Below are 24,741 nucleotides of genomic sequence, written 5' to 3' on the forward strand. Positions count from 1 at the left end.
TAAATTGACAACAAACAATTCGAATATACAAGAAATGAATTCTGGTACTCCAACAGTAACTCCCTTACAAATTTTAAAAACTTACTTCGGATATGATTCCTTCCGGGAAGGGCAGACGGAAATTATAGATACCATTTTAAGCGGACGGGATGCGCTGGCGATCATGCCCACGGGGGCCGGAAAGTCTCTTTGTTATCAAGTTCCCGCGCTTCTTTTGCCAGGAATTACGCTGGTGGTTTCACCGCTGATTTCTCTTATGCAGGACCAGGTGAAGTCACTGAATGAAGCGGGGATCCATGCTGCTTATATCAACTCTTCGCTGACTGAGGGACAAATCAATAAGGCTCTTTCTTTCGCTGCGCGAGGTGTCTATAAGATTATTTACGTAGCACCAGAACGACTGGAAACAGCTTCATTTCTAAGCTTCGCACTCCATACTCCTATCTCCATGGTAACTGTAGACGAGGCCCACTGTATCTCCCAATGGGGACAGGATTTCCGTCCAAGTTACTTAAAAATCATAGATTTTGTGGAACAGCTGCCTGGCAATCCAATCATCAGTGCTTTCACCGCTACTGCCACAGAAGTCGTAAAAAATGACATTGCAAGAATACTGAAACTGAAAAATCCCAACATAGTTGTAACTGGCTTTGACAGAGAAAATCTATACTACCAGGTAGAGCATCTCACTGGAAAGCAGAAGGACATCTTTATCCAAAATTACATAGAAACCCATCCAAACGAAAGCGGAATCATCTACTGTGCCACCAGAAAAAACGTGGATACTTTGTATGAGAAATTATTGAAACAAGGCGTCTCTGTAACCCGTTACCACGCTGGAATGAGCAACGATATCCGCAAAAAAAGTCAGGATGATTTCATCTATGACCGCGCTCAGGTTGTGATTGCCACCAATGCTTTTGGCATGGGAATCGACAAATCCAATGTGCGTTTCGTCATCCACTACAACATGCCTCAGAGCATGGAAAACTATTACCAGGAAGCTGGCCGCGCAGGACGTGATGGTGAACCTGCAAAATGTATCCTTCTCTTTTCCACCCAGGATGTGATGATCAGCAAACTCCTTCTTGGAAGCAAAGACTTCGAAGGTATGGATTTTCAGGAAATTGAACAGGTAAAACATCAGGATTCCCGCCGTCTCCAGCTTATGGAAGGCTACTGTATGACCACCTCCTGCCTGCGCAATTACATCCTGGAATACTTCGGAGAAACCACACATCAGCCTTGTGATAATTGCGGCAACTGCCACCAGGAATTTGAAGAACTGGATATGACCCTGGATGCCAAATGGGTAGTCGGCTGCATCACCGAAATGCGCGGCCGCTATGGCCAGGCTCTGGTAATCGGCACTCTCCTGGGCTCAAAAAAAGCCCGTCTGAAGGACATTGGCGCCACCTCCTACAACTGCTATGGTCAGTTAGAGAACCGCACTGAAGCCGATCTCCGGCTCCTTATTAGCCAGATGATCCGTATGGGTTATATCACCCAGACAGAAGGAGAATACAGTGTTTTAAAAGCAGGAAATATTGCAGATTTACAAAATAAAAATACAAAGATCATAATAAAGAAATTCAAAGAAAAAGAGAAAATATCAACTACAAAGAAACACAAAACTCCATTCAAAAAGGACAGTTTTTCCGCTTCCACCGAAAGCTCATCCACTGATTCCACCGCCACAAACTCCAGCCACAATTCTGCCCTTTTTGAAGCCTTACGTCAGCTCCGTCTCCAGATTGCCAAGGAAGAATCTGTCCCTCCCTACATCGTCTTCACCGACAGAACCCTTATCGATATGTGCAGTAAACTTCCTCAGAATGAGGATGAAATGCTCAATGTATCCGGTGTAGGACAGAACAAACTTAAGAAATACGGACAACGATTTTTACAGGAAATATCCGCATTTCAGTCTGCTGATCACTAAACATTATTGCTATTTAGTGTGTTGAAAAGTTCCAGCCGACACACAGCATTTGGGCAATGTGTATTACTCCAGCGAGCCATTTCAGGCGCGCTCTTAGCGTAAGCGAAATCCAGCGCTTACGGAGACTTATGCGTGAGGGCTCTCCCGAACGCATTAGTCGCAGTTAGCGATTAGTTCGCTGCAGCGTTGCGCCGGCGAGTGAGTAATACACATTGTCCAAATGCGTCCCTCCTGATGAACTTTTCAACCAATTAAATAGCAACTTAAAAGAGACCATCGCAAACTCATTTCCAGTCCGCAACGGCCTCCCCTTAAGGAGTTTTATTTACTTTCTTTCACGCTCTTAAATCGCCCCAAGAATCCGTCTGGCATTGTCAATCCTCTCCTGCGTCGGAGGTTTCACGCCCTCCAGAGGATAAGGAATCCCCAGCTTTTCCCATTTAAAGGTTCCCAGCGTATGATACGGAAGAACTTCCACGCGCTCAACGTTTTTCAGTGTATGGATAAAATCCGCCAGCTGGTGCAGATACTCATCCTTGTCACTGCCCCCCGGTACTAACACATGCCGGATCCAAACAGGCTTCCCCATATCCGAAAGCTCACGGGCCATGGCAAGAATATTCGTATTGGTCTGCCCGGTAAGCTTCACATGCTCCTGCTCATTGATCTGCTTGATATCCAGAAGCAGAAGATCTGTATACTTCATCAGCTCCAGCCACTTAGAATGCCACGGCTCCTTAGTCGTATAAGGATTTCCGCTGGTATCCAAAGTAGTATGGACTCCCGCTTCCTTTGCCTTACGGAAAAGCTCTGTGAGAAAATCCATCTGCAAAAGTGGTTCCCCGCCGCTCACCGTGATACCACCCTTATCTCCCCAATAAGACTTAAACCGAAGTGCTGTCTTCAAAAGCTGATCCGTAGTGTACTCTTTTCCATCTGTCATATTCCAGGTATCCGGATTATGGCAGAACTGACAACGCATAGCACAGCCAGAAAGAAAAATCACATATCTCACTCCAGGTCCGTCCACAGACCCGAAGCTCTCCAGAGAATGAACATAGCCTTTTAACATTTCTAATTCCTTTGCATTCATATTTATAAAAAGGACATGCAACCTCTAACATATATTATATTGCATGCCCTTTTGTTTCGCCGATACTATTTTAAAATATCAGACTTACATTCTGTCGTGGCAGGTTCTGGCAATAACATCCAACTGCTGCTCTCTTGTCAGATCGATAAACTTAACTGCATAACCGGAAACACGGATAGTGAAGTTTGCATACTCCTCTTTTTCCGGATGCTCCATAGCATCGATCAGTTTCTCTTTGCCAAATACATTTACGTTCAGGTGATGTGCACCCTGGTTGAAATATCCGTCCAGTACATGTACCAGATTATCTGTACGCTCTTCATCACTATGTCCAAGAGCTTCCGGATTAATGGTCTGTGTATTGGAAATTCCATCCAGTGCATCCTCATAGTCAAGCTTTGCAACAGAGTTCAGGGAAGCAAGAAGTCCGTTCTGCTCTGCGCCGTAGGATGGGTTTGCACCAGGTGCCAGAGGCTCTCCAGCCTTTCTTCCATCCGGAAGAGCTCCGGTAGCTTTACCATAAACAACGTTAGAGGTAATGGTAAGAATAGAAGTGGTTGGCTTGGAATCACGGTAGGTATGGATGTGTTTCAGTTTATCCATGAAGGTGGAAAGCAGATTTCTTGCAATCTCATCTGCTCTGTCATCATCATTACCGTAGCGTGGGAAATCACCCTCAACCTGGAAATCAGTGGTAATTCCATCCTCATCACGGATAGCTTTTACCTTCGCATACTTAATAGCAGACAGAGAATCTACTACATGTGAAAATCCAGCAATACCTGTTGCAAAAGAACGCTCAACCTTGGTATCGATAAGCGCCATCTCAGCTGCCTCATAGTAATATTTATCATGCATATAGTGGATCATGTTCAGGGTTCCTACATACAGATGAGCCAGCCAGTCCATCATCTGGTCATATTTCTGCATAACCTCATCATAATCAAGATACTCGGAAGTGATCGGCTTGTACTCCGGTCCTACCTGAGTTTTTAACTTCTCATCTACACCACCGTTGATCGCGTAAAGGAGGCATTTTGCAAGGTTTGCACGAGCTCCAAAGAACTGCATTTCCTTACCGGTCTCAGTTGCAGATACACAGCAGCAGATAGAATAATCATCGCCCCATACCGGACGCATAACATCATCGTTCTCATACTGGATAGAACTTGTTGTAACAGAAATATTAGCAGCATATTTCTTGAAGTTTTCCGGCAGCTTGGAAGAATAAAGAACAGTAAGGTTTGGCTCCGGAGCCGGTCCCATATCCTCAAGAGTATGAAGGAAACGATAGTCATTCTTGGTAACCATGTGGCGTCCATCAACACCAATACCTGCAACCTCAAGAGTTGCCCATACCGGATCACCGGAGAACAGCTGGTTGTAGGACTCGATTCTTGCAAATTTAACCATACGGAATTTCATTACCATGTGGTCAACAAGCTCCTGTGCCTCTTTCTCAGTGATCACGCCATTCTTAAGGTCTCTTTCAATATAAATATCAAGGAATGTGGAAATACGTCCAACACTCATTGCAGCACCGTTCTGGGTCTTGATCGCAGCAAGATATCCAAAGTACAGCCACTGGAATGCCTCATGAGCATTCTTTGCCGGCTCTGAAATATCATAACCATAGACCTTTGCCATCTCTTTCATTCCTTTAAGAGCGCGGATCTGATCTGCGATTTCCTCACGAAGCTGGAAATCATAACGTCTCATACCCTGGCGGTCGCTGTCTGCAAAGTCTTTCTCCTTGCCTGCAATCAGAGCGTCAATACCGTACAGAGCCACACGTCTGTAATCGCCAACGATACGTCCACGTCCATAAGTATCCGGAAGTCCGGTAAGGATGTGGCTGTGACGTGCTCTTTTCATTTCTGGTGTATAAATGTCAAAAACGCCCTGGTTATGTGTTTTGAACTCATATTTTGTAAACATATCGTGGATCTGAGGATCTACCTTGTAGCCGTACATTTCGCATGCCTGCTCAGCCATTTTGATTCCGCCGTATGGCATAAATGCACGTTTCAGAGGCTTGTCTGTCTGAAGTCCTACAACCTTCTCAAGATCCTTCAGGTCTTCAGCAATATATCCTGGTCCGTATGCGGTCAGGCCTGTGACAACCTTTGTCTCCATGTCAAGCACACCATTGTTGGCACGCTCAGCTTTCTGCAGCTCCTGCAGCTTTCCCCACAGTTTGTCGGTAGCCTCGGTCGGTCCTTCCAGGAAAGAATCGTCTCCGTCATAAGGGGTATAATTGTGACGGATAAAATCACGAACGTTAATTTGTTCTTTCCAACGACTTCCTTCGAAGCCTTTCCACTGTGCAAAATCTTTCATTCTTGTACCTCTTTCTTTATTTTATAGTTCTCCGCGTATATTGAAGAATTGTTATTGGTTTAACGATTGTAGTATACGAGATTGTTTTTTCGCCGTCAATCAGTTTGATCCATGCTTTTAATAAAGTACAATTTATCTGGTAAAAAATGGATTTCCCTATATATAAGTCCTATATTCTGTACTTTAATTCATTTTTCCATTTGTAAGTCCCATTTTCACTGTAGTAAATACAGAGAAATATTCTCGATATACTTTGTTAAATTTTATCAACTTAATTGAAGGGGGCTATCGCTTAACGAATGAATTTTCGTGAAGCTCTCGATGGTCTTATCTGCATCGCCATGTTCAATGCCATCACGGAGCGTGTTGCTGTGAACGAAGTGGACAATAACTTATACTCCTTTCTGCTTGCTAAAAATTTAAGTATTTGTTTTACTATTATCTTGTCATATGTTATCCTATTCTTACAACATTAAGGGGGAAACAAATGTAATGGAAAAGAAATCAAACCATTTTTCAGGACAGCTTGGTTTTGTCCTGGCTGCAGCCGGAAGTGCTGTAGGAGTGGGAAATTTGTGGAGATTCCCATACCTTGCCGCAAAAGACGGAGGCGGCTTATTTTTAATTATCTACCTGATTCTGGTACTTACCTTCGGATTTACTCTTCTCACCTCGGATATTGCGATCGGACGGCGTACACAGAAGAGTGCCATCGGAGCCTATACCCAGATGCATCCCAGATGGAAGTTTCTGGGAATCCTTACATTCCTTGTACCAGTGCTTATTATGACCTATTACGCGGTAATTGGCGGATGGATCACCAAATATGCGGTGGTATACATAACCGGTCAGGCACAGGCAGCTGCCGCAGATGACTATTTTACAGCCTTTATCACATCTTCCACTTCACCGGTGATCTTCGCACTGCTTTTCATGGGTGTTACTGCTTTCATTGTATACAATGGCGTGGAAAAGGGGATTGAAAAAGTATCCAAATGGATGATGCCGGTCCTGCTAGTTCTGGTCGTAGTGATTGCAGTGTATTCTCTTACGATTTCACATACGGATGCTTCCGGTCAGCTTCGCACCGGCTTACAGGGATTTCTTTACTACCTGACGCCTGACCTTGAAGGACTGACTGTGCATCGTTTTCTGCAGATTCTGCTGGATGCCATGAGCCAGCTGTTCTTTTCACTCAGTGTATCCATGGGAATTATGATCACCTACGGCTCCTATGTAAAACCTGAAGTGAACCTGAACAAAGCGATCAATCAGATTGAAATTTTTGACACAGGTGTTGCCTTTCTTGCAGGTGCCATGATCATCCCGGCTGTATATGTGTTTTCCGGCACTGAAGGAATGGGTGCCGGACCAAGCCTGATGTTTATTTCCCTGCCAAAGGTATTTTCTGCAATGGGAAAAGCTGGTACCTTCGTAGGAATCCTGTTTTTCGTAACTGCTATTTTTGCAACCTTGTCTTCCTGTATTTCCGTACTGGAATCTATTACTGCAAACTGCATGGAAATTTTTCATACCAGCCGTAAAAAAACAGTTCTTGTTTTATCTGTGATCTACCTTGCAGCTTCCGCAGTTATCGCTTTGGGATACAGCATTTTCTATGTGGAAGTGAAGCTTCCGAACGGTTCTGTGGGACAGCTTCTTGATATTATGGATTACATCAGCAACAGTGTTATGATGCCGTTTATTGCACTGCTTTCCACGATTCTCATCGGCTGGGTCGTAACGCCGGATTATGTGATTAGCGAAATGGAAAGAAGCGGGGATAAGTTCCGCAGGAAAAAATTGTACCGTGTCATGATCCGCTTTGTTGCACCGGTTATGATGTTTATTCTGTTTTTACAGTCTACAGGGATTTTATCTTAAACTGCGGAGCATGTTTGAAGAAGACTTTCCGCAAGATGTGCCTCACAATTTGCGAAAGATTATATTGTAAAAAAACATCCAGCCTGCCATCGTTGTATGGAGACTGGATGTTTTTTATAATTTGTAATTGTAAAGATACTGAAGCTTTATTAATTTCTCACTGCCAGCGGTGTTCTGCCTCTTCGATTTCCTCAATAAACATTAAAAGGAAGCTGATGAGAAGCAGGATGCTGGATACCCAAATGGCTCTTTCGCCGTAAGCCATTGAAAGTCTGCCGCCAATTCCTGCGCCAATGGCAAACAGGAAAATAATGGCGAAGTAGCATAAGGCCTGACGAAGCAGGCGTGGCTTTCTTTCACGCATGTAAGCGGAAAGAGCGGCAGTGCCGCTTCTCAGATTTCCGATACACATGGTGCTGGCATAGGCATTTCCTTCAACCTTTCGGAAGGTCTGCACCTGAAGGGCGCAGGAGAAGGATACCAGGGTGGTGGCAAGCACGTTCAGGTTCCCTGGGATGAAGCCAACCAGAAACAGCAGGATGATCTCTACCAGAAGGATTCCCTGGCGCCAGTGAAGGCGTCTGGCATAGCGGAATTTTTCCTGAATGCGTTCCGCTAACAGAACTCCAAGAAAGAATGCGGTCAGGGGAATGAGATAATGCAATCCTGCTTTCACTTCGCCGTTCATAAACCGCTCACTCATCAGTACCACGTTTCCGGTCTGGGCGTTGGAGAAAACGCCATCGCGGGTAAAATAGGTATAGGCATCCTGAAATCCTCCTGACACTGCAAGGAATGCACTGTTTATGAATGCTTCTGAGGTCTGTACCCTTTTATGATGGTCCATAATAAGCTCCTTCTTTCGTCTTTCGTATACATATCTTCAGATTATAGAATAAATAATGCTTTCTGTAAACATCTATTTTGATATGTGGAGTATATATATCTTATATGCCTGGAGCGTATTTGAAAAAGACTTTCTGCTGGATTTCCGTCACAATTATTAGTTTTCTTTATGCGCTTCCAGATACTCTTTTCTTCCCTCTTCATAAAGATTGTTGCCTTCGCTGTCAATAATGACTACAAGGGGCATATCTTCTACGTAAAGCTTACGGAGAGCTTCTGCGCCCAGATCCTCGTATGCGATAAGTTCCGCTTTTTTGATACATTTGGCAAGAAGGGCGCCGGCACCGCCGATGGCTCCGAAGTAAACACCGTGATATTTTTTCATGGCTTCTACTACTTCAGGCAGACGCGCTCCTTTGCCGATCATTCCGCGGGCTCCTACAGACATCATGGTTGGTGCGTAGGCATCCATACGGCCGCTGGTAGTTGGTCCGGCAGATCCGATGACCTGACCTGGTTTTGCAGGAGTTGGACCTACATAATAAATAGTTGCATCTGTTGGATCAAAAGGAATCTTTTCGCCTTTTGCAAGAGCCTCACACATACGCTTGTGACCTGCGTCACGGGATGTGTAGATGGTTCCGGTAAGGAGAACCTGATCTCCTGCGTGAAGGGTTTTTGCCAGTTCTTCCGTCAGAGGCAGTGTAATATGTCTTCTTTCCATGATCAGATCACCTCCGTTTTGTGGCGGGTAACGTGGCAGTTGATGTTGACTGCACATGGCATTCCCGCAATGTGAGTAGGCATTGTCTCAATATTCAGACCGATGGCTGTGGTCTTTCCGCCAAAGCCCTGTGGTCCGATTCCAAGCTTGTTTACTTTCTCCAGCATTTCATCTTCCAGCTCTGCATAGAATGGATCCGGATTGTGGGAATCCAGAGGACGCATCAGTGCCTTCTTTGCAAGAAGAGCACATTTGTCAAAGGTTCCACCGATTCCAACCCCTACAACCATCGGAGGGCATGGATTCGGGCCTGCTGTCTCAACAACTTCCAGAATGAAATCTTTGATTCCCTGAAGTCCTGCAGATGGCTTGAACATACGAATCATACTCATATTCTCACTTCCGAAGCCTTTCGGGCCCACTGTGATCTTCACTTTATCGCCAGGAACGATTTCTGTATAAATCATAGCCGGTGTATTGTCTCCTGTGTTTCCACGACGTACAGGATCTTTTACAACAGATTTGCGAAGATATCCGTTTGTATATCCGCGGCGTACACCTTCATTGATTGCATCCGTGAGATCTCCACCTGTGAAATGTACATCCTGTCCGATTTCCAGGAACACACATGCCATTCCTGTATCCTGACAGATCGGTACATTTTCGTTATCTGCAATATCAAAATTCTCGATAATATTGTCAAGAATACCCTTGGCAATCTCTCCGTCTTCGCATGCGCGGCATGTTTTGATAGCGCATTTTACGTCTTCCGGAAGATGTTCGTTTGCTTCGATACAGAGTTTTTCGATGACATCTGTAAGTCTGCTTACTTCTACTTCACGCATTTTGGTAAGCTCCCTTCTTTTATAATATTTATTTCATTTTTATCTCTGCTCGTGGCGGGCGTAGTTTGGAAGCAGTAATGGAGATACTTTATCGGTCTCTGCTCCTGCTGCTTTTAACTCTTTCTCATATGCGTAAATATGATCCAGATTCATTTTTCCAAGCTCTACCTCTTTGCATTTTGCAGCAGCCTTTTTACCGGCATTTCTTCCAAATACGATTACGTCCAGAAGAGAGTTGCCCATCAGTCTGTTTCTTCCGTGGATTCCGCCTGCAGCTTCTCCTGCAACCAGAAGGTTCGGGATTTCTTTTGTAAATCCGTCTCCATCAATTTCCAGACCACCGTTCTGGTAGTGAAGAGTAGGATAGATCACGATCGGCACTTTTCTCATATCAACGCCGTAGTTCATGTACATACGGAACATTGCCGGGATTCTCTTCTCAATAGTTCCCTCGCCTCCAAGGATCTCGATCATCGGAGTATCCAGCCATACACCTTTCAGTCCGCCAGGAACCTCTACGCCACGGCCTTCCTCACACTCACGGATAACACCGGAAGCATTGACATCACGGGTTTCCAGAGGGTGAATATAGGCTTCTCCGTTTGCATTTACAAGCTGTGCGCCAACGGAACGAACCTTCTCTGTTACCAGCGCGCCAAGAATCTGTGACGGATAAATGGCACCAGTTGGATGGTACTGGATGGAATCCTGATAAAGAAGGGAAGCACCTGCTCTGTAACCAAGTACAAGACCATCTGCGGTTGCGCCGTAGTGGTTAGAGGTAGGGAATCCCTGATAGTGCATTCTTCCTGCCCCGCCAGTTGCAATGACAACTGTTTTTGCTCTTGCGACGGAGTAATCGCCGGTTTCCATGTTAAGAAGAACAGCACCTGCTGTCTGTCCTTTTTCATCTTTCAGAAGCTCCACAGCGGAAGTAAATTCTACTACCGGAATGCCAAGGTTCAGAACCTCGTCACGGATAGTACGCATGATTTCAGATCCGGAATAATCCTTTGCAGCGTGCATTCTCTTTCTTGATGTTCCGCCGCCGTGTGTGGTGATCATGGTTCCATCGTCTTCTTTGTCGAACTCAACGCCAAGATCATTCAGCCATTTAATTGCATCCGGAGCTTCCATTACAAGTCTCTTTACCAGCTCTGGTTTTGCAGCAAAATGTCCGCCGCCGAAGCAGTCCAGATAATGCTGTATAGGAGAATCGTTTTCTTTGTCAGCTGCCTGGATTCCGCCTTCTGCCATCATGGTGTTGGCATCACCGATACGAAGCTTGGTCACGATCATAACGTTGGCACCTGCATTGTGTGCTTCGATGGCACAGGAGGAGCCTGCACCGCCGCCGCCGATTACAAGTACATCTACATCATAATCGATTTTGTTAAGGTCAATTTTTTCATTCAGAAGACGGCTTTCGGAGTGAAGCATTTCTGCCAGCTCCAGTGGTGCCTTCTGTCCTTTGTTTGGTCCTACTTTGATTTCTGCAAATGCATCCGGGTTATAGTCTGGATGGAATTTCTTAAGAAGAGCATCTTTCTCATCAGCGCTCAGACGTCTTGGCTCTGTTGCCATACGCTGTGCTCTTGTAGCCTCTACCTTTTTGATGGATTCCATCATATTTTCTGGATATGGTGCGTACATGTTTTTATGCCCTCCTTATTTCTCAATTTCTCTGTTGTTATAAAGTTCTTCCATGTCTGTGATCGGTTTCTGCATGATCTGCTCGATCAGATCATCGTATTTGCCTTCATGGATCTCTTCTACACGTTTTTCAAGATGCTCACTCTTAGGAGCAATGTATTTTCCTGTAAGACGTCTTGCAAGAAGACCTACCATCGGATGGGAGATACCTGCCGGACATCTTACGGAACAGCATCCGCAGCTTACGCAGTCAAAGGATTCTTCTGCGCATTTCTCAAGCTCACCTCTCTGCGCATATGCGATGTACTGCATTACATTTAAGCCCTGGGTACATGCTTTTGTACACGCGTTACAGCCGATGCAGCTGTAAATTTCCGGGTAGAGCTCCATCATGACCTGCTGGTTTGGCTGAAGGTCTTCGATGTTGTAGAGTCTCTTGTCTGTAGGGAAGAACGGGATGCTTGCTACATACATGCCTTCCTGTACCTGTGTCTGACAGGCAAGACAGGTTTTCAGTTCGTTGTCGCCTTTGATTCTGTAGATTGTGGCGCAGGCGCCGCAGAAGCCGTGACGGCAGCCGCAGCCGCGTTTTAAAGTGTATCCGGCGTATTCCATGGCCGTCATAATGGTCAGGTCAGCTGGTACGGTGTATTTTTTACCGAAGAAATATACGTTTACCATATTTTCCATGTTGTGGGGTCCTTTCTTCTACTTATTCAACCCGTACGACTTGTGAAATGGGTATCCCGCACGTGCCCGTCGCAACGCTCTGCTGAACTAATCGCTAACTGCGACTAAGGAGTTCAGGAGAGCCTTCACTTCTAAGTCTTCGTAAGCGCTGGATTTCAGCGCCGCTAAAACCGCTCCTGAAATGGGCATCTTAGCGAGATACCCATTCCCCAAGTCTGTGTACTGGCAATAACTGATTCATTTATTCGAAAGTTTCTTAAGATTAAAAAGTTTAGTACTCGTCAGGTAATTGATCGATCTCGTCCATTCTAAAAACCGGACCATCTTTACATACGTACTTAGATCCGATATTACAACGTCCGCATTTACCAATACCGCACTTCATACGAAGCTCCAGTGTTGTATAAACCTGAGTTCTTGTAAATCCAAGCTCCTCAAGGCCCTGAAGTACGAATTTGATCATGATCGGCGGTCCACAGACTAATGCGACTTTGTTGGTATCAAAGCCGATTTCTTTTAAATAAGTCGGTACGAAACCTACATGTCCGTCCCAGCCTTCCTGCTCACGGTCGATGGTCAGATAGACGTTTACGTCTTTTGCATTCATCCACACTTCCTGGATCTCTTTTAATTTTACAAGATCGTCTGCGGAACGGGAACCGTAGAGGATGTCTACAGTGCCGTAGTCATCACGGTTGTCCAGCACGTAATTGATCACGGAACGAAGTGGTGCAAGACCGATACCTCCGGCGATAAAGAGAAGATTTTTGCCTTTCAACTTATCCTCTACCGGGAAATGGTTTCCGTATGGTCCACGGACTGTGATCTCATCTCCCACCTGAAGGCTGTGAAGATAAGAGGTCAGCTCACCACATTTCTTAATACTGAATTCCTGATACTCTTTATTTGTAGGAGAGGAAGTAATGGAAAACATACCTTCGCTTACACCAGGAGCACAAACCATGGCACACTGTCCAGGCATATGTTCAAAAAGCTTTCCTCCATCCGGTGCTGTTACACAGAATGTTTTTACATCCGGAGTCTCCTCATGAATATCTGTGATCACGCCAACCTGCGGGATCAGAGTATCCAGAGTATAATTTTTATGACAGGTACACTCGCTCATTACTTTTCACCTCCATGCTTTTCAAAAGCCTTGATCACCTTTACGATATTTAAAGATGACGGACATTTTTCCACGCAGCGGCCACAGCCTACACAAGAGTACATACCGTCGTTATTAGCAGGGAAATATACAAGCTTGTGCATAAATCTCTGACGGAATCTCTGCATCTGGCTGGTACGGTTATTTCCGTGAGCCATCATTGTGAAATCGGAATACATACAGGAATCCCAGCAGCGGTAACGCTTTACACCGTGTCCTGTGTCGTAATCCTTAATGTCGTAGCACTGGCAGGTCGGACATACAAAGGTACAGGTTCCGCATGCCAGACATGGTTTATATAAGGTCTCCCAGACAGGAGAATTAAACTTCTCATCTGTGGCGTTTCCATCCCAGCCTTCCAAGGAAAGATGTGTATATGGAAGCTTTTCTACAATGTTATGGATTGCTTCTTTTTCAGCATCCACTTTTGCCTGATCGCCGTCAGCCGGGGTAAGAAGTTCTTTTACAGCTTCTGTAAGAGCCTCTCCTTTTTCCGTAAGGGCTTTCCAGTAAAGGTTTCCCTCCACCATCCAGGCTGCTACATCGGCAATTCCTTTTACATCGGCGTCTGCTTCCGGATTTGCTGCATCTGTTCCAAAAACCTTACAGAAACAGGATTCCTCCGGCTCATGACAAGCCAGGGCAACGATGGTTCCATGATCTCTTCTTGCTGCATAGAAGGTATCAACAGGATCAGCAAGAAAAACCTTATCCAGAACTGCAACACCTTTTACATCGCAGGCTTTCATGCCAAATACAACGAACGGACGGCTTCTCAGCTCTTCCGGCTCTACGGTCAGCTTCTTTCCATCACGAACACAGGTGTAAAGTGTTTCGCTCTGTGGGAAAAAGGCATCTTTGCCGGATTTTACGGTTTTCAAGGTCTCAAGGTCTGCCTCTTCTCCTTCATTCCAAAGGCCGAAGTTGGTCTGTCCTGCCTTTTTGACCGGAAGGATCAGATCCTGGCTTTCTGCGATTTTCCGGAATAATGCTTCCAGATTTTCTTTTTCAATCTTATACATACATTATCCCCTTTCTGCCACTACACCTGGCTCTACATCATCAAATGTAAAGCTGGTCAGCGGGCCTTTTGACTCAGCATCTGCTCCTGCCTGATATTCACCGTAGAAAGTATCAATATCTTTGATGAACTTACGGTTAAACAGATGAAGCGGAATACCCTGCGGGCAGACACGGCTGCACTCACCGCAGTCTGTACATCTTCCTGCAACGTGGAATGCACGGATAATGTGGAACATTTTTTCTTCAAAGGAATCCACATTTGCCTTCTGTGCGCTGTCAAACTTGGTGCTGTCGAACACACATTTACGGCAGCTGCAGGCCGGACATGCATTACGGCATGCATTACAGCGGATACATTTACTAAGCTCCTTCTGGAAAAATGCGAAGCGCTCTTCCGGGCTCATTTTCTCAATTTTCTCAACTTCTGCGAAACGGTCTGCATCCTTTGTATCCTTGGATTCGCCGATGATCTCGTCGTAGATCATGTGCTCTTTTCCTTTGCATACATGGCAGCGCTCCAACATAGCATCTTTGTAAGCTACTGTCTTGTCTCCGTAGATTGTGGAAACGTTAAGTGTTTCACAATCATCGATAAGCTCAGCGCCGGAAATGCTCTGGATTCCCTTGATGCCCATTTTACGAAGCTTTTCCACATCCAGCTTTCCTTTACAGCCAACACCGATAATGTAGGCTTTTTCGCGATCTACACGGTGCTCCTTGATCAGCTGGTTGAAGCTGTAGGTATCACAAGGCTTCAGACAGACAAGAGTTTTTCCCTCTAATTTGGAAGCCTCGATCATCATTTTACTTAAATTCTGTCCGCAGAAACCATTGTAGACAAATTCATCCAGGCTTTCTGCAGTTTCGAAATATGCTGCTTCCGGATTGTAAGGCAGGTCTCCGGCTTTCCAGCCAAGAACACGTGCTACGGTTCCATCAGCCAGCAGTTCTTTTGCACGAGCGATCAGTTCCTGCATCTTAAATCCTCCAATCTGACGTTTTTACCCAGAGAATGGATTTTTTCCACAAATTCATTCATAGTCTGGGAGAATTTTACACCTTCTGCGGCAGATACCCACTCAACACGGGTACGGCCGTTTTCCACACCGATGAAATCCAGCATGGAGAAAAGAAGGGTCATACGTCTTCTCGCGTAATAGTTTCCGGTTGTGTAATGGCAGTCTCCCGGGTGGCAGCCGCACATGATCACGCCGTCAGCACCTTTTTCAAAGGCACGGAGGATAAACATTGGATTTACACGGCAGGAGCATGGTACGCGGATGATCTTTACATCAGCCGGATAAGAAAGACGGCTGCTTCCTGCAAGGTCTGCACCTGCGTAGCTGCACCAGTTACAGCAGAATGCCACGATCTTCGGTCTGAATTCTTCTTTTGCTTCTATCGACATATTGCATCTACCTCCGCTAAAATCTGTCTGTTGGAGAATCCCTGGAGATCCATTGCTCCGGACGGGCAGGTTACGGTACATGCACCACAGCCCTGGCAAAGAGCATTGTTTACAACAGCAATTCTTCTTGTCTCACGGATTCCGTGGTCATTTACCTGTTTTTCCTCATAGGAAATCGCACCATACGGACACACATTTGCACACTGGGAGCATCCGTTGCAAAGAAGCTCGTCAGAATGTGCCGTACATGGGTTGGTGGTCAGCTTGTCTTTTGCAAGAAGGCCGATTGCCTTCACTGCTGCTGCGCCAGCCTGTGCAACGGTCTCCGGAATATCCTTTGGTCCCTGGCAGACACCGGAAAGGAAAATACCAGCTGTAGGGGACTCTACCGGACGAAGCTTTGCATGTGCTTCTGTGAGGAAGTTGTTGGTATCAATACTTGCGGTAAGCATAGTTGCAATTTTTCTTACATCCTTGTTTGGCTCGATGGCAGCTGCAAGAACCACCATATCAGCCTCCATAAGGATCTGTTTATTTTCAAGCAGGTCAGAAGCCTGAACCATAAGAGTTCCATCCGGCTGTGGGATTACCTTTCCAACCTGGCCTTTTACATAATTTACACCGTAATCTTCAACAGCTCTTCTGTAGAACTCATCGAAGTTTTTGCCTGGAGTACGAACGTCAATGTAGAAAACAGTTACATTTGTATCCGGGTATTTGTCACGGATCAGCATTGCATGTTTTGCAGTGTACATACAGCAGATCTTGGAGCAGTAGCTCTTTCCTCTTTCATCAGAGCAACGACTTCCCACACACTGTACAAATACAATGTTTTTCGGAGCTTTTCCATCGGAAAGTCTCTCAAGATGACCCTTTGTAGGTCCTGCTGCATTCATGATACGCTCAAGCTCAAGAGAGGTGATAACGTCCTTACTCTGGCTGTAAGCGTACTCATCATATTTATCCAGCGGAATCACGTCAAAACCGGTTGCAACCACGATTGCACCGTATTTCTGTGTAACGATCTCATCCTTCTGCTCATAATCAATTGCACCTGCGGCACAAACCTTGGAGCAGACACCGCATTTTCCGGTTTTAAATTTGGTACAATGCTCACGGTCGATTACCGGAACATTTGGGATAGCCTGAGCGAACGGAATGTAGATAGCACTTCTGTTATTCAGACCGCGGTTAAATTCGTTTGGATTTTTCTTGGACGGACATTTCTCAGAACAAACGCCGCATCCGGTACATTTGCTCATATCCACGCTTCTTGCTTTCTTGCGGATATCAACGGTGAAGTCACCTACAAAGCCGCTTACCTTCTCAACTTCACTGTATGTATAGATGTTGATTTTCTCGTGTGCTGCTGCCTCTACCATCTTCGGTGTAAGGATACACGCGGAGCAGTCCAGAGTTGGGAAGGTTTTGTCCAGCTGGGACATTCTTCCACCGATACTTGGAAGCTTCTCCACAATATCAACCTCATAACCAGCCTCTGCAATGTCAAGGGCTGACTGGATTCCGGCAATACCTCCGCCGATTACAAGAGCTCGTTTGGTTACAAGGCTCTCGCCTGGCTGAAGAGGAGCATCCAGATTTACTTTTGCGATTGCGGCTCTTGCAAGGATCACTGCCTTTAAGGTAGCCTCTTCCATATCCTTGTGGATCCAGGAGCAATGCTCACGGATATTGGCAATCTCTACCATATATGGGTTTAATCCCGCTTTCTGTGCTGCCTTTCTAAAGGTAGCCTCATGCATACGCGGGGAACAGGAACAGACTACGATTCCTGTCAGATTTTTTTCATGGATGGCGTTGATGATCTTGGCCTGTCCTGCTTCGGAGCACATGTACTGATAATCTTCCGCATGAACAACACCTGGCTCTTTTGCTGCCATCTCTACTACTTTTTTCACATCAACTGTGGCTGCAATGTTTGTACCACAATGACATACGAATACACCTATTCTCTGCACCTGTTTCTCACCTCCTGTATCTTCTGAATGCACTTACCAGCAGCTGCTGCGGTGTGTCTTCATCAAGCAGCTCCGGAATTTCGTCTGCGGTCAGATAGTTCTGCCCACGCTCGCGGACAACCAGCTGTCTGGCTGCGTCGATCAGTTTTCCCGGTTTAACATCTCTTGGACAGCGTTCTACACACGCAAAGCAGGAGAGGCATTTCCATAAGGATTTTGACCGTGCAAGAGCTTCAATGTCGCCGTTCTGTACATAAGTTACAAACTGGTGAGGCTTGATATCCATCTCGTTAAATGCAGGACAGGTTGCGGAGCATTTGCCGCATTTCATACATTTCAGGGGATTTACTCCGGAAATTTCTTTGATTCGCTCTGCTGCATTCTGGGTATTTCCATATGTATAAGCCATTACTTCGCCACCTCCTCTTTTACTCCAAGAGCTTCTGCAAGAAGTTCTGTAAAATAGTAAACAGGAAGATCGCCGTTTCCGTTCTTTTTCAGGTTATACATGCAAAGTGGACAGGCTGTGATCAGCATATCTGCTTCAAAACCTTTTGCACTGTCCATGATTTTCTCGCACATATTCTGTGCCATTTCTTTTTCTTTCAGGGAAATGTAGCCGCCGCAGCACTCATTGCGGTATGGGTATACCACAGGTTCTGCGCCAAGGGCACGGATGAAGTCTTCCATAATGGTTGGATTCTCCGGATTATCAAATGCCATGATCTTTCCTGGTCTTAAAAGAAGGCAGCCATAATATGCACCGATTTTTTTGCCAGTTAAAGGATTTACCACTTTCTTTTTGATCTCATCAAATCCAACTTCATCACGGAGTACTTCCAGATAATGAAGGACATTTGTCTCTCCTTCATATGGAGTATCCAGTTTCAGATAATTATTGGCTCTGGTACGGATGTCGTCCACGTTTTTCATGTCGTCATTCACACGTTTGAGCACATGATGACAGGCTGAACAGACTGTGATCAGATCCTGTCCTTTTTCTTTTGCATCGTTTAAAGCCCGGACGGAAGAAAGCTTGGTGGCAATCTCATCGCTGCCAAGAGGATATACACCGCCGCAGCACTGCCAGTCTTCTATCTCTTCCATTTCGAAGCCCAGTGCTTTTGCAGAAGCTCTGGCATAAGCATCCAGATCTTTTGCCTTATTCTTCAGGGTACATCCTGGATAATAACTGTACTTCATGCTTCTTGTTCCTTTCTTGTCACTGTTCACTAAATGTGTTTTTCTAAATTCACATATGTAAACAGCAGCTATTTGGGTTGCTTTCGCAAAGTGGAACCCGACTTACCGCTTTCCGCGATAGAAGCCGGGGATGTCTTTGCTGGTATAGTTGAATGTAATGCTTCGATTCTGCACTTGAAATTATTTTTTTCTTTACAAAATGCACTCTACAAAGCTAAGGTGAAAAATTACTGTTTCTTCCGTTCACATCTGTCTGCTTCGCGGAATAATATCTGGGAACAATAACTTTTAAAGCTCAATCTGTGCGATTACTTCCTTCAGGGCATCGGCACTCTTCTTCAGCAATGCAATTTCCTCTTTATTCATACGCATCTGAACTTTTCCCTGTGTTCCATTTGGTCCTACAAGAGTAAGGGTACTCAGGCACACATCTTCAATCCCATACTCACCGTGAAGCATGGAGGATACAGTTGCAAGGGAATCGGAAGCTGCCAGGATCAGACCTACCAGCTGGCAAACGGTAGCAGATACTGCGTAGAAGGTTGCACCTTTCTTTGCAATAACTTTTCCGCCGGATTTCTGTACATATTCCAGCATGGCTTCTTTATCCAGAGGTTTCACATCCTTGCCGTGAGCTTTCATTTCTTCATAATACTCATCTGTGCTGAGACCGGAAATGTAAGCGCCTGTCCATGGAATGAAGGAGGTGTCTCCGTGCTCGCCAAAAACATAAGCGTGGATATTTCCCTGGGCTACTTTGAAGTGCTCGGAAAGTCCATAGCGAAGTCTTGCTGTATCAAGAATAGTTCCGGATCCCATGATCTGATTCTCCGGAAGACCGGAAATCTTGGTAAATACATAGGTCATAATATCTACCGGGTTGCTTACGATAATATACTTTGCGTCTGGAGCTTCTTTTACGATCTGAGGAGTGATGCTCTTCAGAATGTTTACGTTTGTCTGAGTAAGCTCAATTCGTGTCTGTCCTGGTTTACGGGCGATTCCGGAAGTAATGATCACGATGTCTGAATCTTTGGCATCTGCGTAATCTCCGGCCACCAGAGATACAGGGCTTCTAAAGCAGGTTCCCTGCTCAATGTCCATAACCTCTCCTTCAACCTTCTCCTTGTTGATGTCGATCAGAACAATCTCGGAAGCGATCTCATCGTGTGCCAGTGTGTAAGCGATAGTGGAGCCAACGCTTCCAGCTCCGATAATGGTAATTTTGCTGCTCATAAAAAACTCCTTTCATGGGGTTGTGGGATTGTGTCAACTTTTCCCTCTGTTTTGTTACTTTTCCGTGGGATTGGTTGGTTTTCCCTGTGTGATGTCCTTTGTTTCTTGTTTATTTTTTAACAATCACAGTTAGAAAAAAAGCGGGTAAAAACTTTATTTTCTGCCTTGTGACATGGCCTAAACCAGAAACACAGAGAATTTTCTTCCTGTTTTCCTGGTTCAAGTCATGTCACTATGTGTTTCTTGACAAACAATTCTCAACAAAAGGACTTTTCCCTCTTCGTCTCCGCATAAAATATTGGTTTTCTCCGCTCTCATTAAGATACCACAATGACAATCTTTTAACAACTATTTTTTTTAATTTTTATCATTATTTTGGGGCTTCTACATATTGCATAAATATAGGGGCTCTGTTTTGTATGATTTTATGTAGATTACTTCTGTAAATCCCATTGTCCCCAGATTGGCGTCTCCCTTTTTCAGATATGCATTAATTTCCTTATTATTTACAATTTTCTGGTACTTCAAGTAGATCAGTTCTCCTTTTTAGCTTTTTTCTCAAGATAATTATAAGGAAAAAAAGCAACTTGTTGTCTCGGACATGTAAAATTTTGTTTAAATTTGAGAAGAAGAAAGCATCTGTCAGTTACGATTCGACAGATGCTTTTTTCTAAAACATGTTTAAAAAATCATGGATCTCACCAATGCTTTTTCTTGCCCGAATCAGTAGGCGTACAGCTTCACAATATTCTTCAGATTCTCCACGGCATAATCCATTCCTTCAACGGTAATGTGTTCGCATGGTCCGTGGAAGGCATAACCGCCGGTTCCAAGGTTCGGACAAGGCAGTCCCATGAAGGAAAGTCTTGCGCCATCTGTGCCGCCGCGGATTGCAACTGTCTCAGGATTCAGTCCGGACTGCTGCACAGCCTTCTTCGCATTATCGATCAGATGCATACAGGGCTCAATCATCTCTTTCATATTACGATACTGCTCTTTCATAGTAAGCGTCACAGTACCTTCACCATATTTTTCATTGAGAAGTTTGGCAATATGCCACATCATCTCCTGGCGGCAGGCAAACATGGCACTGTCATGGTCGCGGATGATATAGTCAAGGCTTGCCGTGGATACATCTCCGCTCATTTCGCAGAGATGGAAAAATCCCTCATACTCTTCTGTATTGGCCGGAGTATCTCCTGCTGGAAGCATGTTGTTAAACTCCATGGCAACCAGCGCTGCATTGATCATGGTATTCTTACTGCTGCCTGGATGTACGGAAAAGCCTTTGATCTTTACCTTTGCACCTGCGGCATTGAAGTTCTCGTATTCAATCTCATTCTCAGCGCCGCCGTCTACGGTGTAGGCAAAATCAGCCCCAAAGCCTTCTACATCGAAGAAGTCTGCACCACAGCCGACCTCCTCATCCGGGGTAAAACCGATGCAGATTTTTCCATGAGGAATGTTCTCAGTGATAATCTGCTCTGCCATAGTCATGATTTCTGCTACACCAGCCTTGTCATCAGCCCCAAGAAGCGTAGTTCCATCTGTAGTGATCAAGGTTCTGCCTTTTAAAGAGGAAAGGTGTGGGAAATCTTTCAAAGTAAGGGCATATTCGCTCTCTCCCAGTTTCACATCTCCACCGTCATAATTCGGGATGATCTGAGGATTTACGTTCTCTCCTGAGAAATCAGGTGCCGTGTCCATATGTGCAATAAAACCAATGGCCGGCTTATCCTCAAGTCCTTCTGTTGCCGGGATTATACCATAAACATAGCACTTGTCATCAATGCGCACAGCCTGAACTCCTATCTTTTTCAGTTCCTCTGCCAACTGGTTTCCCAGGTCAAACTGGCGGCTGGTGGATGGCACGTTCTCCTGCTCATCCTCGCTTGTGGTATATACTTTCACATAATTTAATAAACGTTCGTATGCACGCATTTTTGCTTTTCTCCTTCTCATGTATTCTTTATTTTCAAGCAGCTCGGCTAAATAATTTTACAGCTCTTCCAGTTTCTCCAGTTCCCCGCCAAATGAAGTATCCATACATTCTTCAAAAGACGCTTCCTTCTTCATCTTCTCCAGTGCCACTCCCGCCTTCTTTACAGTCTGCACCGTTCCGGCACCTGCTATGCAGCCGCCAGGACACGCCATGCCTTCCAGCAGATATCCGTTGTATTTCCCTGCTTTGGCTGCCATCAGCATCTTTTTACACTCCTGAAGTCCGTTAGCACTGACTACCTTCACCTCGCGATCCGGATCCATACGCTTTACAGCTTTCACAACTGCGGCTGCCACACCGCCGCTAACAGCAAAGCCACGACCGTCACTACTGGCCTGGGTAAGAGGCTCTTCCTCCGGAAGGCTGGCAAAATCAACATCCTTGGCATCAAACATGCCTTTCACCTCTTCAAAGGTGAGAACGAAGTCCACATAGCTTCGAACCGACTTACGGCTTGCCTCCAGCTTCTTGGCTGCACATGGTCCTACAAACACGATCTTGCAGTCTGGCTCTTCCTGCTTCAGAAGTCTGGCAGTCAGTACCATGGGAGTAAGCGCCATGGAAATGCAGTTGGCAAGCTGTGGAACCGTCTTTTTTGCCATAACAGACCATGCCGGGCAACAGGAGGTTCCCATAAACGGAATTTTCTCCGGCACTTCCTTCATGAAGTCCTTAGCCTCCTCAATGGTGCAAAGATCTGCACCCACAGCCACTTCCTTAATATCCGTAAATCCAAGCGCCTTAAAAGCTCCCCGAAGCTGGGTATTCTTCAATTCCGGTTCAAACTGACCTGCCACAGCCGGCGCTACAATGGCATAAACTGGTGTATCACTTTTTAATGCCATAATGGTCTGATAAATCTGTCCCTTATCTACAATGGCACTGAACGGACAGCTTACCAGGCACATTCCACAGGAAACACACTTGTCATAGTCGATCTCTGCTCTGCCATACTCGTCTGAATGGATGGCATTCATTCCACAGGCCTTGGCACACGGACGCTCCTGCTTGATAATGGCATTATATGGACAGGATTCCAGACACTTTCCACATTTGATGCATTTCTCCTGATCGATCACAGACCGCCCGTTTTCCATGTGGATAGCCTGCTTGGGACAGACCTCCTGACAAGGATGTTCCAGACAGCCCTGGCAGCCCTCTGTGACAATCACACGCTTCTCCGGACAGGAGTTGCAGGCGAATTTAATAATATTGATAAGGGGCGGCTCATAATATTTCTCTTCGATCAAGCTGGCTTCTACGCCCTTGGAAATTGGCGCATGCTCGGAAATGTTTCGAAGAGGCAGTCCCATTGCCACACGCAGTCTCTCTCCTACGATAGCTCTCTCCAGAAAAATACTGTCACGATATGTTGCAATCTCTCCTGGAAGAATTTTGTACGGAAGATCATCCATCTCTTTCTCAATGTCGCCCTCATAGGCAAGCCGGGCAATTTCAGTAAAAATCTGGTGTCTGATTTTTGTCTTTGATGAGTATAGTCCTCTCATTCTTTTTCTCCTTATGCTGTAGTATTTTGCACCAGCCAGATTTTACCGCAATCAATCTAACTGTCTTTATAAAGTTTTCTTTCTCCGCTTTTTTAAATAGTTGATATAAATTCATCAAGTATTTATTATACCACCTATCATACAAAAAAATTATAATTTAAGCAAATCTTTTTCCAATTTCTTTTCCTGGAGCATGTATGAAAAAGGCTTTCTTTTAGTGTGTTGAAAGTTGTTCAAATGTGTCCCTCCTGAAGAACTTTTCACCCTCCCAACACATTAAATAAGAAATGCACGCAAAAAAAGACACTGTACAGATTTCTCCACACAATGTCTTTCTTCAAAATTTTCACATAAAATAGTATTTCATCCACCTATCTGGCAATCCAGATCACAGACGGAATGCACTGCTTTTTTTAAAAGTTCCATATGCTCCGGTTCTGGAGGAAGTATCTCCGGCAGCTTGTATTCTCTTCCAAGCCAGTCGTACTTATCCTGTCCCAGACGGTGATATGGAAGAAGGTGAATCTTCTTCACACCTGGCAATGTAGATGCAAAGGAAGCAATAGACTTGATTTCCTCCACACTGTCATTGAACGTTGGAACAACAGGTACACGAATCACCAGATTGGTCTGGCCAGAAAGAGCTACCTTTCTGGCGTTCTCCAGAGCCAGTCCATTGGGCTTGCCTGTAAACTGCTTATGCTTCTCCTGATTGGTATGCTTGATATCCATCAGGTAAGTATCCAGATAAGGCAGTACCATCTCTATATTTTTCCAGGGAACACAAGCCATACTCTCGATAGCTGTATTAATTCCACGCTCTTTCGCTGCGCGAAGAAGGTCACGGGCAAATTCCGGCTGACAGAGACATTCGCCGCCGGAAAGTGTCATTCCGCCGCCGGAACGGTAGTAGTATGGGCGATCCTTCTCTACCAGTTCGATCATCTCGCGGACCGTTACGTCTCGTCCCATGGTCTTCACACCGTCTGGAGTTTTCATTGTCTGGATCTTATATTCCTGGGATTCCGGATTGCAGCACCACTGACATCTGAGCACACAGCCTTTCAAAAACACAATGGTACGGATTCCAGGACCGTCATGGATGGAATAGCGCTGGACGTCGAAAATACGTCCTGTAGTGTCTAAATATTCCATAGATTTCTCCATTATACGGAAGTGCCAGCAGACTTCTCTTAACGA

Annotated in this window: 21 protein-coding genes; 2 read left to right on the forward strand and 19 right to left on the reverse strand. The window is 45.3% G+C overall.

Annotated elements, in window-relative coordinates:
• The first annotated feature begins 4 nt into the window (after nt 1-4).
• Nucleotides 5-1,942 (forward strand): DNA helicase RecQ, encoded by a 1,938-nt coding sequence (gene recQ / locus AB5170_RS11555; RefSeq protein ID WP_330590190.1) that lies wholly within the window; start codon nt 5-7, stop codon nt 1,940-1,942.
• Nucleotides 1,943-2,285: 343 nt separating this feature from the next.
• On the opposite strand, the gene pflA is transcribed toward recQ, so the two are convergent.
• On the reverse strand, nt 2,286-3,014 hold the full coding sequence (gene pflA / locus AB5170_RS11560) for a pyruvate formate-lyase-activating protein (RefSeq protein ID WP_173736138.1): 729 nt from the start codon (nt 3,012-3,014) through the stop codon (nt 2,286-2,288).
• 105 nt (nt 3,015-3,119) lie between these two features.
• Nucleotides 3,120-5,375: a formate C-acetyltransferase gene (gene pflB, locus AB5170_RS11565; RefSeq protein ID WP_294432604.1), complete on the reverse strand. Its 2,256-nt coding sequence runs from the start codon at nt 5,373-5,375 to the stop codon at nt 3,120-3,122.
• 492 nt (nt 5,376-5,867) lie between these two features.
• Here pflB and AB5170_RS11570 point away from each other — a divergent pair, with 492 nt between their 5' ends.
• Nucleotides 5,868-7,259: a sodium-dependent transporter gene (locus tag AB5170_RS11570; RefSeq protein ID WP_173736136.1), complete on the forward strand. Its 1,392-nt coding sequence runs from the start codon at nt 5,868-5,870 to the stop codon at nt 7,257-7,259.
• A gap of 157 nt (nt 7,260-7,416) precedes the next feature.
• Here the strand turns inward: AB5170_RS11570 and AB5170_RS11575 are convergent, their stop codons facing one another.
• The 17 genes from AB5170_RS11575 to AB5170_RS11655 all read right to left on the reverse strand — a co-directional run bounded on the left by AB5170_RS11575 (nt 7,417) and on the right by AB5170_RS11655 (nt 24,696).
• Nucleotides 7,417-8,106, reverse strand: a complete 690-nt coding sequence (locus tag AB5170_RS11575; protein WP_118578147.1) for a YoaK family protein — start codon at nt 8,104-8,106, stop codon at nt 7,417-7,419.
• A gap of 156 nt (nt 8,107-8,262) precedes the next feature.
• Complete coding sequence (locus AB5170_RS11580) at nt 8,263-8,829, reverse strand: Fe-S-containing hydro-lyase (RefSeq protein WP_118578146.1); 567 nt, start codon at nt 8,827-8,829, stop codon at nt 8,263-8,265.
• Nucleotides 8,830-8,831: 2 nt separating this feature from the next.
• Entirely contained in the window at nt 8,832-9,674 is an 843-nt protein-coding gene (locus tag AB5170_RS11585; RefSeq protein ID WP_187565083.1) for a fumarate hydratase, read from the reverse strand.
• A 39-nt stretch (nt 9,675-9,713) separates the two neighbouring features.
• Nucleotides 9,714-11,327, reverse strand: a complete 1,614-nt coding sequence (locus tag AB5170_RS11590; RefSeq protein ID WP_368361387.1) for an FAD-dependent oxidoreductase — start codon at nt 11,325-11,327, stop codon at nt 9,714-9,716.
• Between the two features lie 15 nt (nt 11,328-11,342).
• Nucleotides 11,343-12,017, reverse strand: a complete 675-nt coding sequence (locus AB5170_RS11595) for a 2Fe-2S iron-sulfur cluster-binding protein (RefSeq protein WP_118578143.1) — start codon at nt 12,015-12,017, stop codon at nt 11,343-11,345.
• A gap of 271 nt (nt 12,018-12,288) precedes the next feature.
• Nucleotides 12,289-13,143 carry an FAD/NAD(P)-binding protein gene (locus tag AB5170_RS11600; RefSeq protein WP_021924662.1) on the reverse strand — a complete coding sequence of 285 codons (855 nt, stop codon included), beginning with the start codon at nt 13,141-13,143 and terminating at the stop codon, nt 12,289-12,291.
• Nucleotides 13,143-14,204, reverse strand: coding sequence for a 4Fe-4S dicluster domain-containing protein (locus tag AB5170_RS11605; protein WP_368361386.1), 1,062 nt, complete (start codon nt 14,202-14,204; stop codon nt 13,143-13,145). The genes AB5170_RS11600 and AB5170_RS11605 overlap by 1 nt, the downstream gene beginning before the upstream one ends.
• Before the next feature lie 3 nt (nt 14,205-14,207).
• A complete protein-coding gene (locus tag AB5170_RS11610; RefSeq protein ID WP_368361385.1) occupies nt 14,208-15,182 on the reverse strand; it encodes a 4Fe-4S dicluster domain-containing protein in 975 nt (324 codons plus the stop codon).
• Nucleotides 15,170-15,613 carry a hydrogenase iron-sulfur subunit gene (locus AB5170_RS11615; protein ID WP_118578139.1) on the reverse strand — a complete coding sequence of 148 codons (444 nt, stop codon included), beginning with the start codon at nt 15,611-15,613 and terminating at the stop codon, nt 15,170-15,172. Before AB5170_RS11615 ends, AB5170_RS11610 begins: the two co-directional genes overlap by 13 nt.
• Nucleotides 15,604-17,592, reverse strand: a complete 1,989-nt coding sequence (locus AB5170_RS11620) for a CoB--CoM heterodisulfide reductase iron-sulfur subunit A family protein (protein ID WP_173718187.1) — start codon at nt 17,590-17,592, stop codon at nt 15,604-15,606. Before AB5170_RS11620 ends, AB5170_RS11615 begins: the two co-directional genes overlap by 10 nt.
• Nucleotides 17,593-17,599: 7 nt before the next feature.
• On the reverse strand, nt 17,600-18,001 hold the full coding sequence (locus AB5170_RS11625) for a 4Fe-4S dicluster domain-containing protein (protein ID WP_368361384.1): 402 nt from the start codon (nt 17,999-18,001) through the stop codon (nt 17,600-17,602).
• Nucleotides 18,001-18,795, reverse strand: a complete 795-nt coding sequence (locus AB5170_RS11630) for a CoB--CoM heterodisulfide reductase iron-sulfur subunit B family protein (protein WP_118578136.1) — start codon at nt 18,793-18,795, stop codon at nt 18,001-18,003. Before AB5170_RS11630 ends, AB5170_RS11625 begins: the two co-directional genes overlap by 1 nt.
• A gap of 288 nt (nt 18,796-19,083) precedes the next feature.
• Nucleotides 19,084-20,031, reverse strand: a complete 948-nt coding sequence (locus AB5170_RS11635) for an L-lactate dehydrogenase (protein WP_118578135.1) — start codon at nt 20,029-20,031, stop codon at nt 19,084-19,086.
• Between the two features lie 384 nt (nt 20,032-20,415).
• Nucleotides 20,416-20,559, reverse strand: coding sequence for a hypothetical protein (locus AB5170_RS11640; RefSeq protein WP_173716023.1), 144 nt, complete (start codon nt 20,557-20,559; stop codon nt 20,416-20,418).
• Between the two features lie 195 nt (nt 20,560-20,754).
• A complete protein-coding gene (gene pepT / locus AB5170_RS11645; protein ID WP_173716022.1) occupies nt 20,755-21,972 on the reverse strand; it encodes a peptidase T in 1,218 nt (405 codons plus the stop codon).
• 57 nt (nt 21,973-22,029) lie between these two features.
• Nucleotides 22,030-23,541 carry a 4Fe-4S dicluster domain-containing protein gene (locus AB5170_RS11650; RefSeq protein WP_148461086.1) on the reverse strand — a complete coding sequence of 504 codons (1,512 nt, stop codon included), beginning with the start codon at nt 23,539-23,541 and terminating at the stop codon, nt 22,030-22,032.
• A 363-nt stretch (nt 23,542-23,904) separates the two neighbouring features.
• Nucleotides 23,905-24,696, reverse strand: coding sequence for a glycyl-radical enzyme activating protein (locus tag AB5170_RS11655; RefSeq protein ID WP_173716021.1), 792 nt, complete (start codon nt 24,694-24,696; stop codon nt 23,905-23,907).
• Between the last annotated feature and the right edge of the window lie 45 nt (nt 24,697-24,741).

Source organism: Ruminococcus sp. RTP21484sp1_RTP21281st1_A8_RTP21281_210402, assembly GCF_040914025.1.
Lineage (GTDB): Bacteria > Bacillota > Clostridia > Lachnospirales > Lachnospiraceae > Blautia_A > Blautia_A faecis.

Excerpts from the sequence above, each read along its gene's own strand:
- pflA (WP_173736138.1), bottom strand. The coding sequence starts at position 3,014 with ATGTTAAAAGGCTATGTTCATTCTCTGGAGAGCTTCGGGTCTGTGGAC.
- pflB (WP_294432604.1), bottom strand. The coding sequence starts at position 5,375 with ATGAAAGATTTTGCACAGTGGAAAGGCTTCGAAGGAAGTCGTTGGAAA.
- AB5170_RS11570 (WP_173736136.1), top strand. The coding sequence starts at position 5,868 with ATGGAAAAGAAATCAAACCATTTTTCAGGACAGCTTGGTTTTGTCCTG.
- AB5170_RS11575 (WP_118578147.1), bottom strand. The coding sequence starts at position 8,106 with ATGGACCATCATAAAAGGGTACAGACCTCAGAAGCATTCATAAACAGT.
- AB5170_RS11580 (WP_118578146.1), bottom strand. The coding sequence starts at position 8,829 with ATGGAAAGAAGACATATTACACTGCCTCTGACGGAAGAACTGGCAAAA.
- AB5170_RS11585 (WP_187565083.1), bottom strand. The coding sequence starts at position 9,674 with ATGCGTGAAGTAGAAGTAAGCAGACTTACAGATGTCATCGAAAAACTC.
- AB5170_RS11590 (WP_368361387.1), bottom strand. The coding sequence starts at position 11,327 with ATGTACGCACCATATCCAGAAAATATGATGGAATCCATCAAAAAGGTA.
- AB5170_RS11595 (WP_118578143.1), bottom strand. The coding sequence starts at position 12,017 with ATGGAAAATATGGTAAACGTATATTTCTTCGGTAAAAAATACACCGTA.
- AB5170_RS11600 (WP_021924662.1), bottom strand. The coding sequence starts at position 13,143 with ATGAGCGAGTGTACCTGTCATAAAAATTATACTCTGGATACTCTGATC.
- AB5170_RS11605 (WP_368361386.1), bottom strand. The coding sequence starts at position 14,204 with ATGTATAAGATTGAAAAAGAAAATCTGGAAGCATTATTCCGGAAAATC.
- AB5170_RS11610 (WP_368361385.1), bottom strand. The coding sequence starts at position 15,182 with ATGCAGGAACTGATCGCTCGTGCAAAAGAACTGCTGGCTGATGGAACC.
- AB5170_RS11615 (WP_118578139.1), bottom strand. The coding sequence starts at position 15,613 with ATGTCGATAGAAGCAAAAGAAGAATTCAGACCGAAGATCGTGGCATTC.
- AB5170_RS11625 (WP_368361384.1), bottom strand. The coding sequence starts at position 18,001 with ATGGCTTATACATATGGAAATACCCAGAATGCAGCAGAGCGAATCAAA.
- AB5170_RS11630 (WP_118578136.1), bottom strand. The coding sequence starts at position 18,795 with ATGAAGTACAGTTATTATCCAGGATGTACCCTGAAGAATAAGGCAAAA.
- AB5170_RS11635 (WP_118578135.1), bottom strand. The coding sequence starts at position 20,031 with ATGAGCAGCAAAATTACCATTATCGGAGCTGGAAGCGTTGGCTCCACT.
- pepT (WP_173716022.1), bottom strand. The coding sequence starts at position 21,972 with ATGCGTGCATACGAACGTTTATTAAATTATGTGAAAGTATATACCACA.
- AB5170_RS11650 (WP_148461086.1), bottom strand. The coding sequence starts at position 23,541 with ATGAGAGGACTATACTCATCAAAGACAAAAATCAGACACCAGATTTTT.
- AB5170_RS11655 (WP_173716021.1), bottom strand. The coding sequence starts at position 24,696 with ATGGAATATTTAGACACTACAGGACGTATTTTCGACGTCCAGCGCTAT.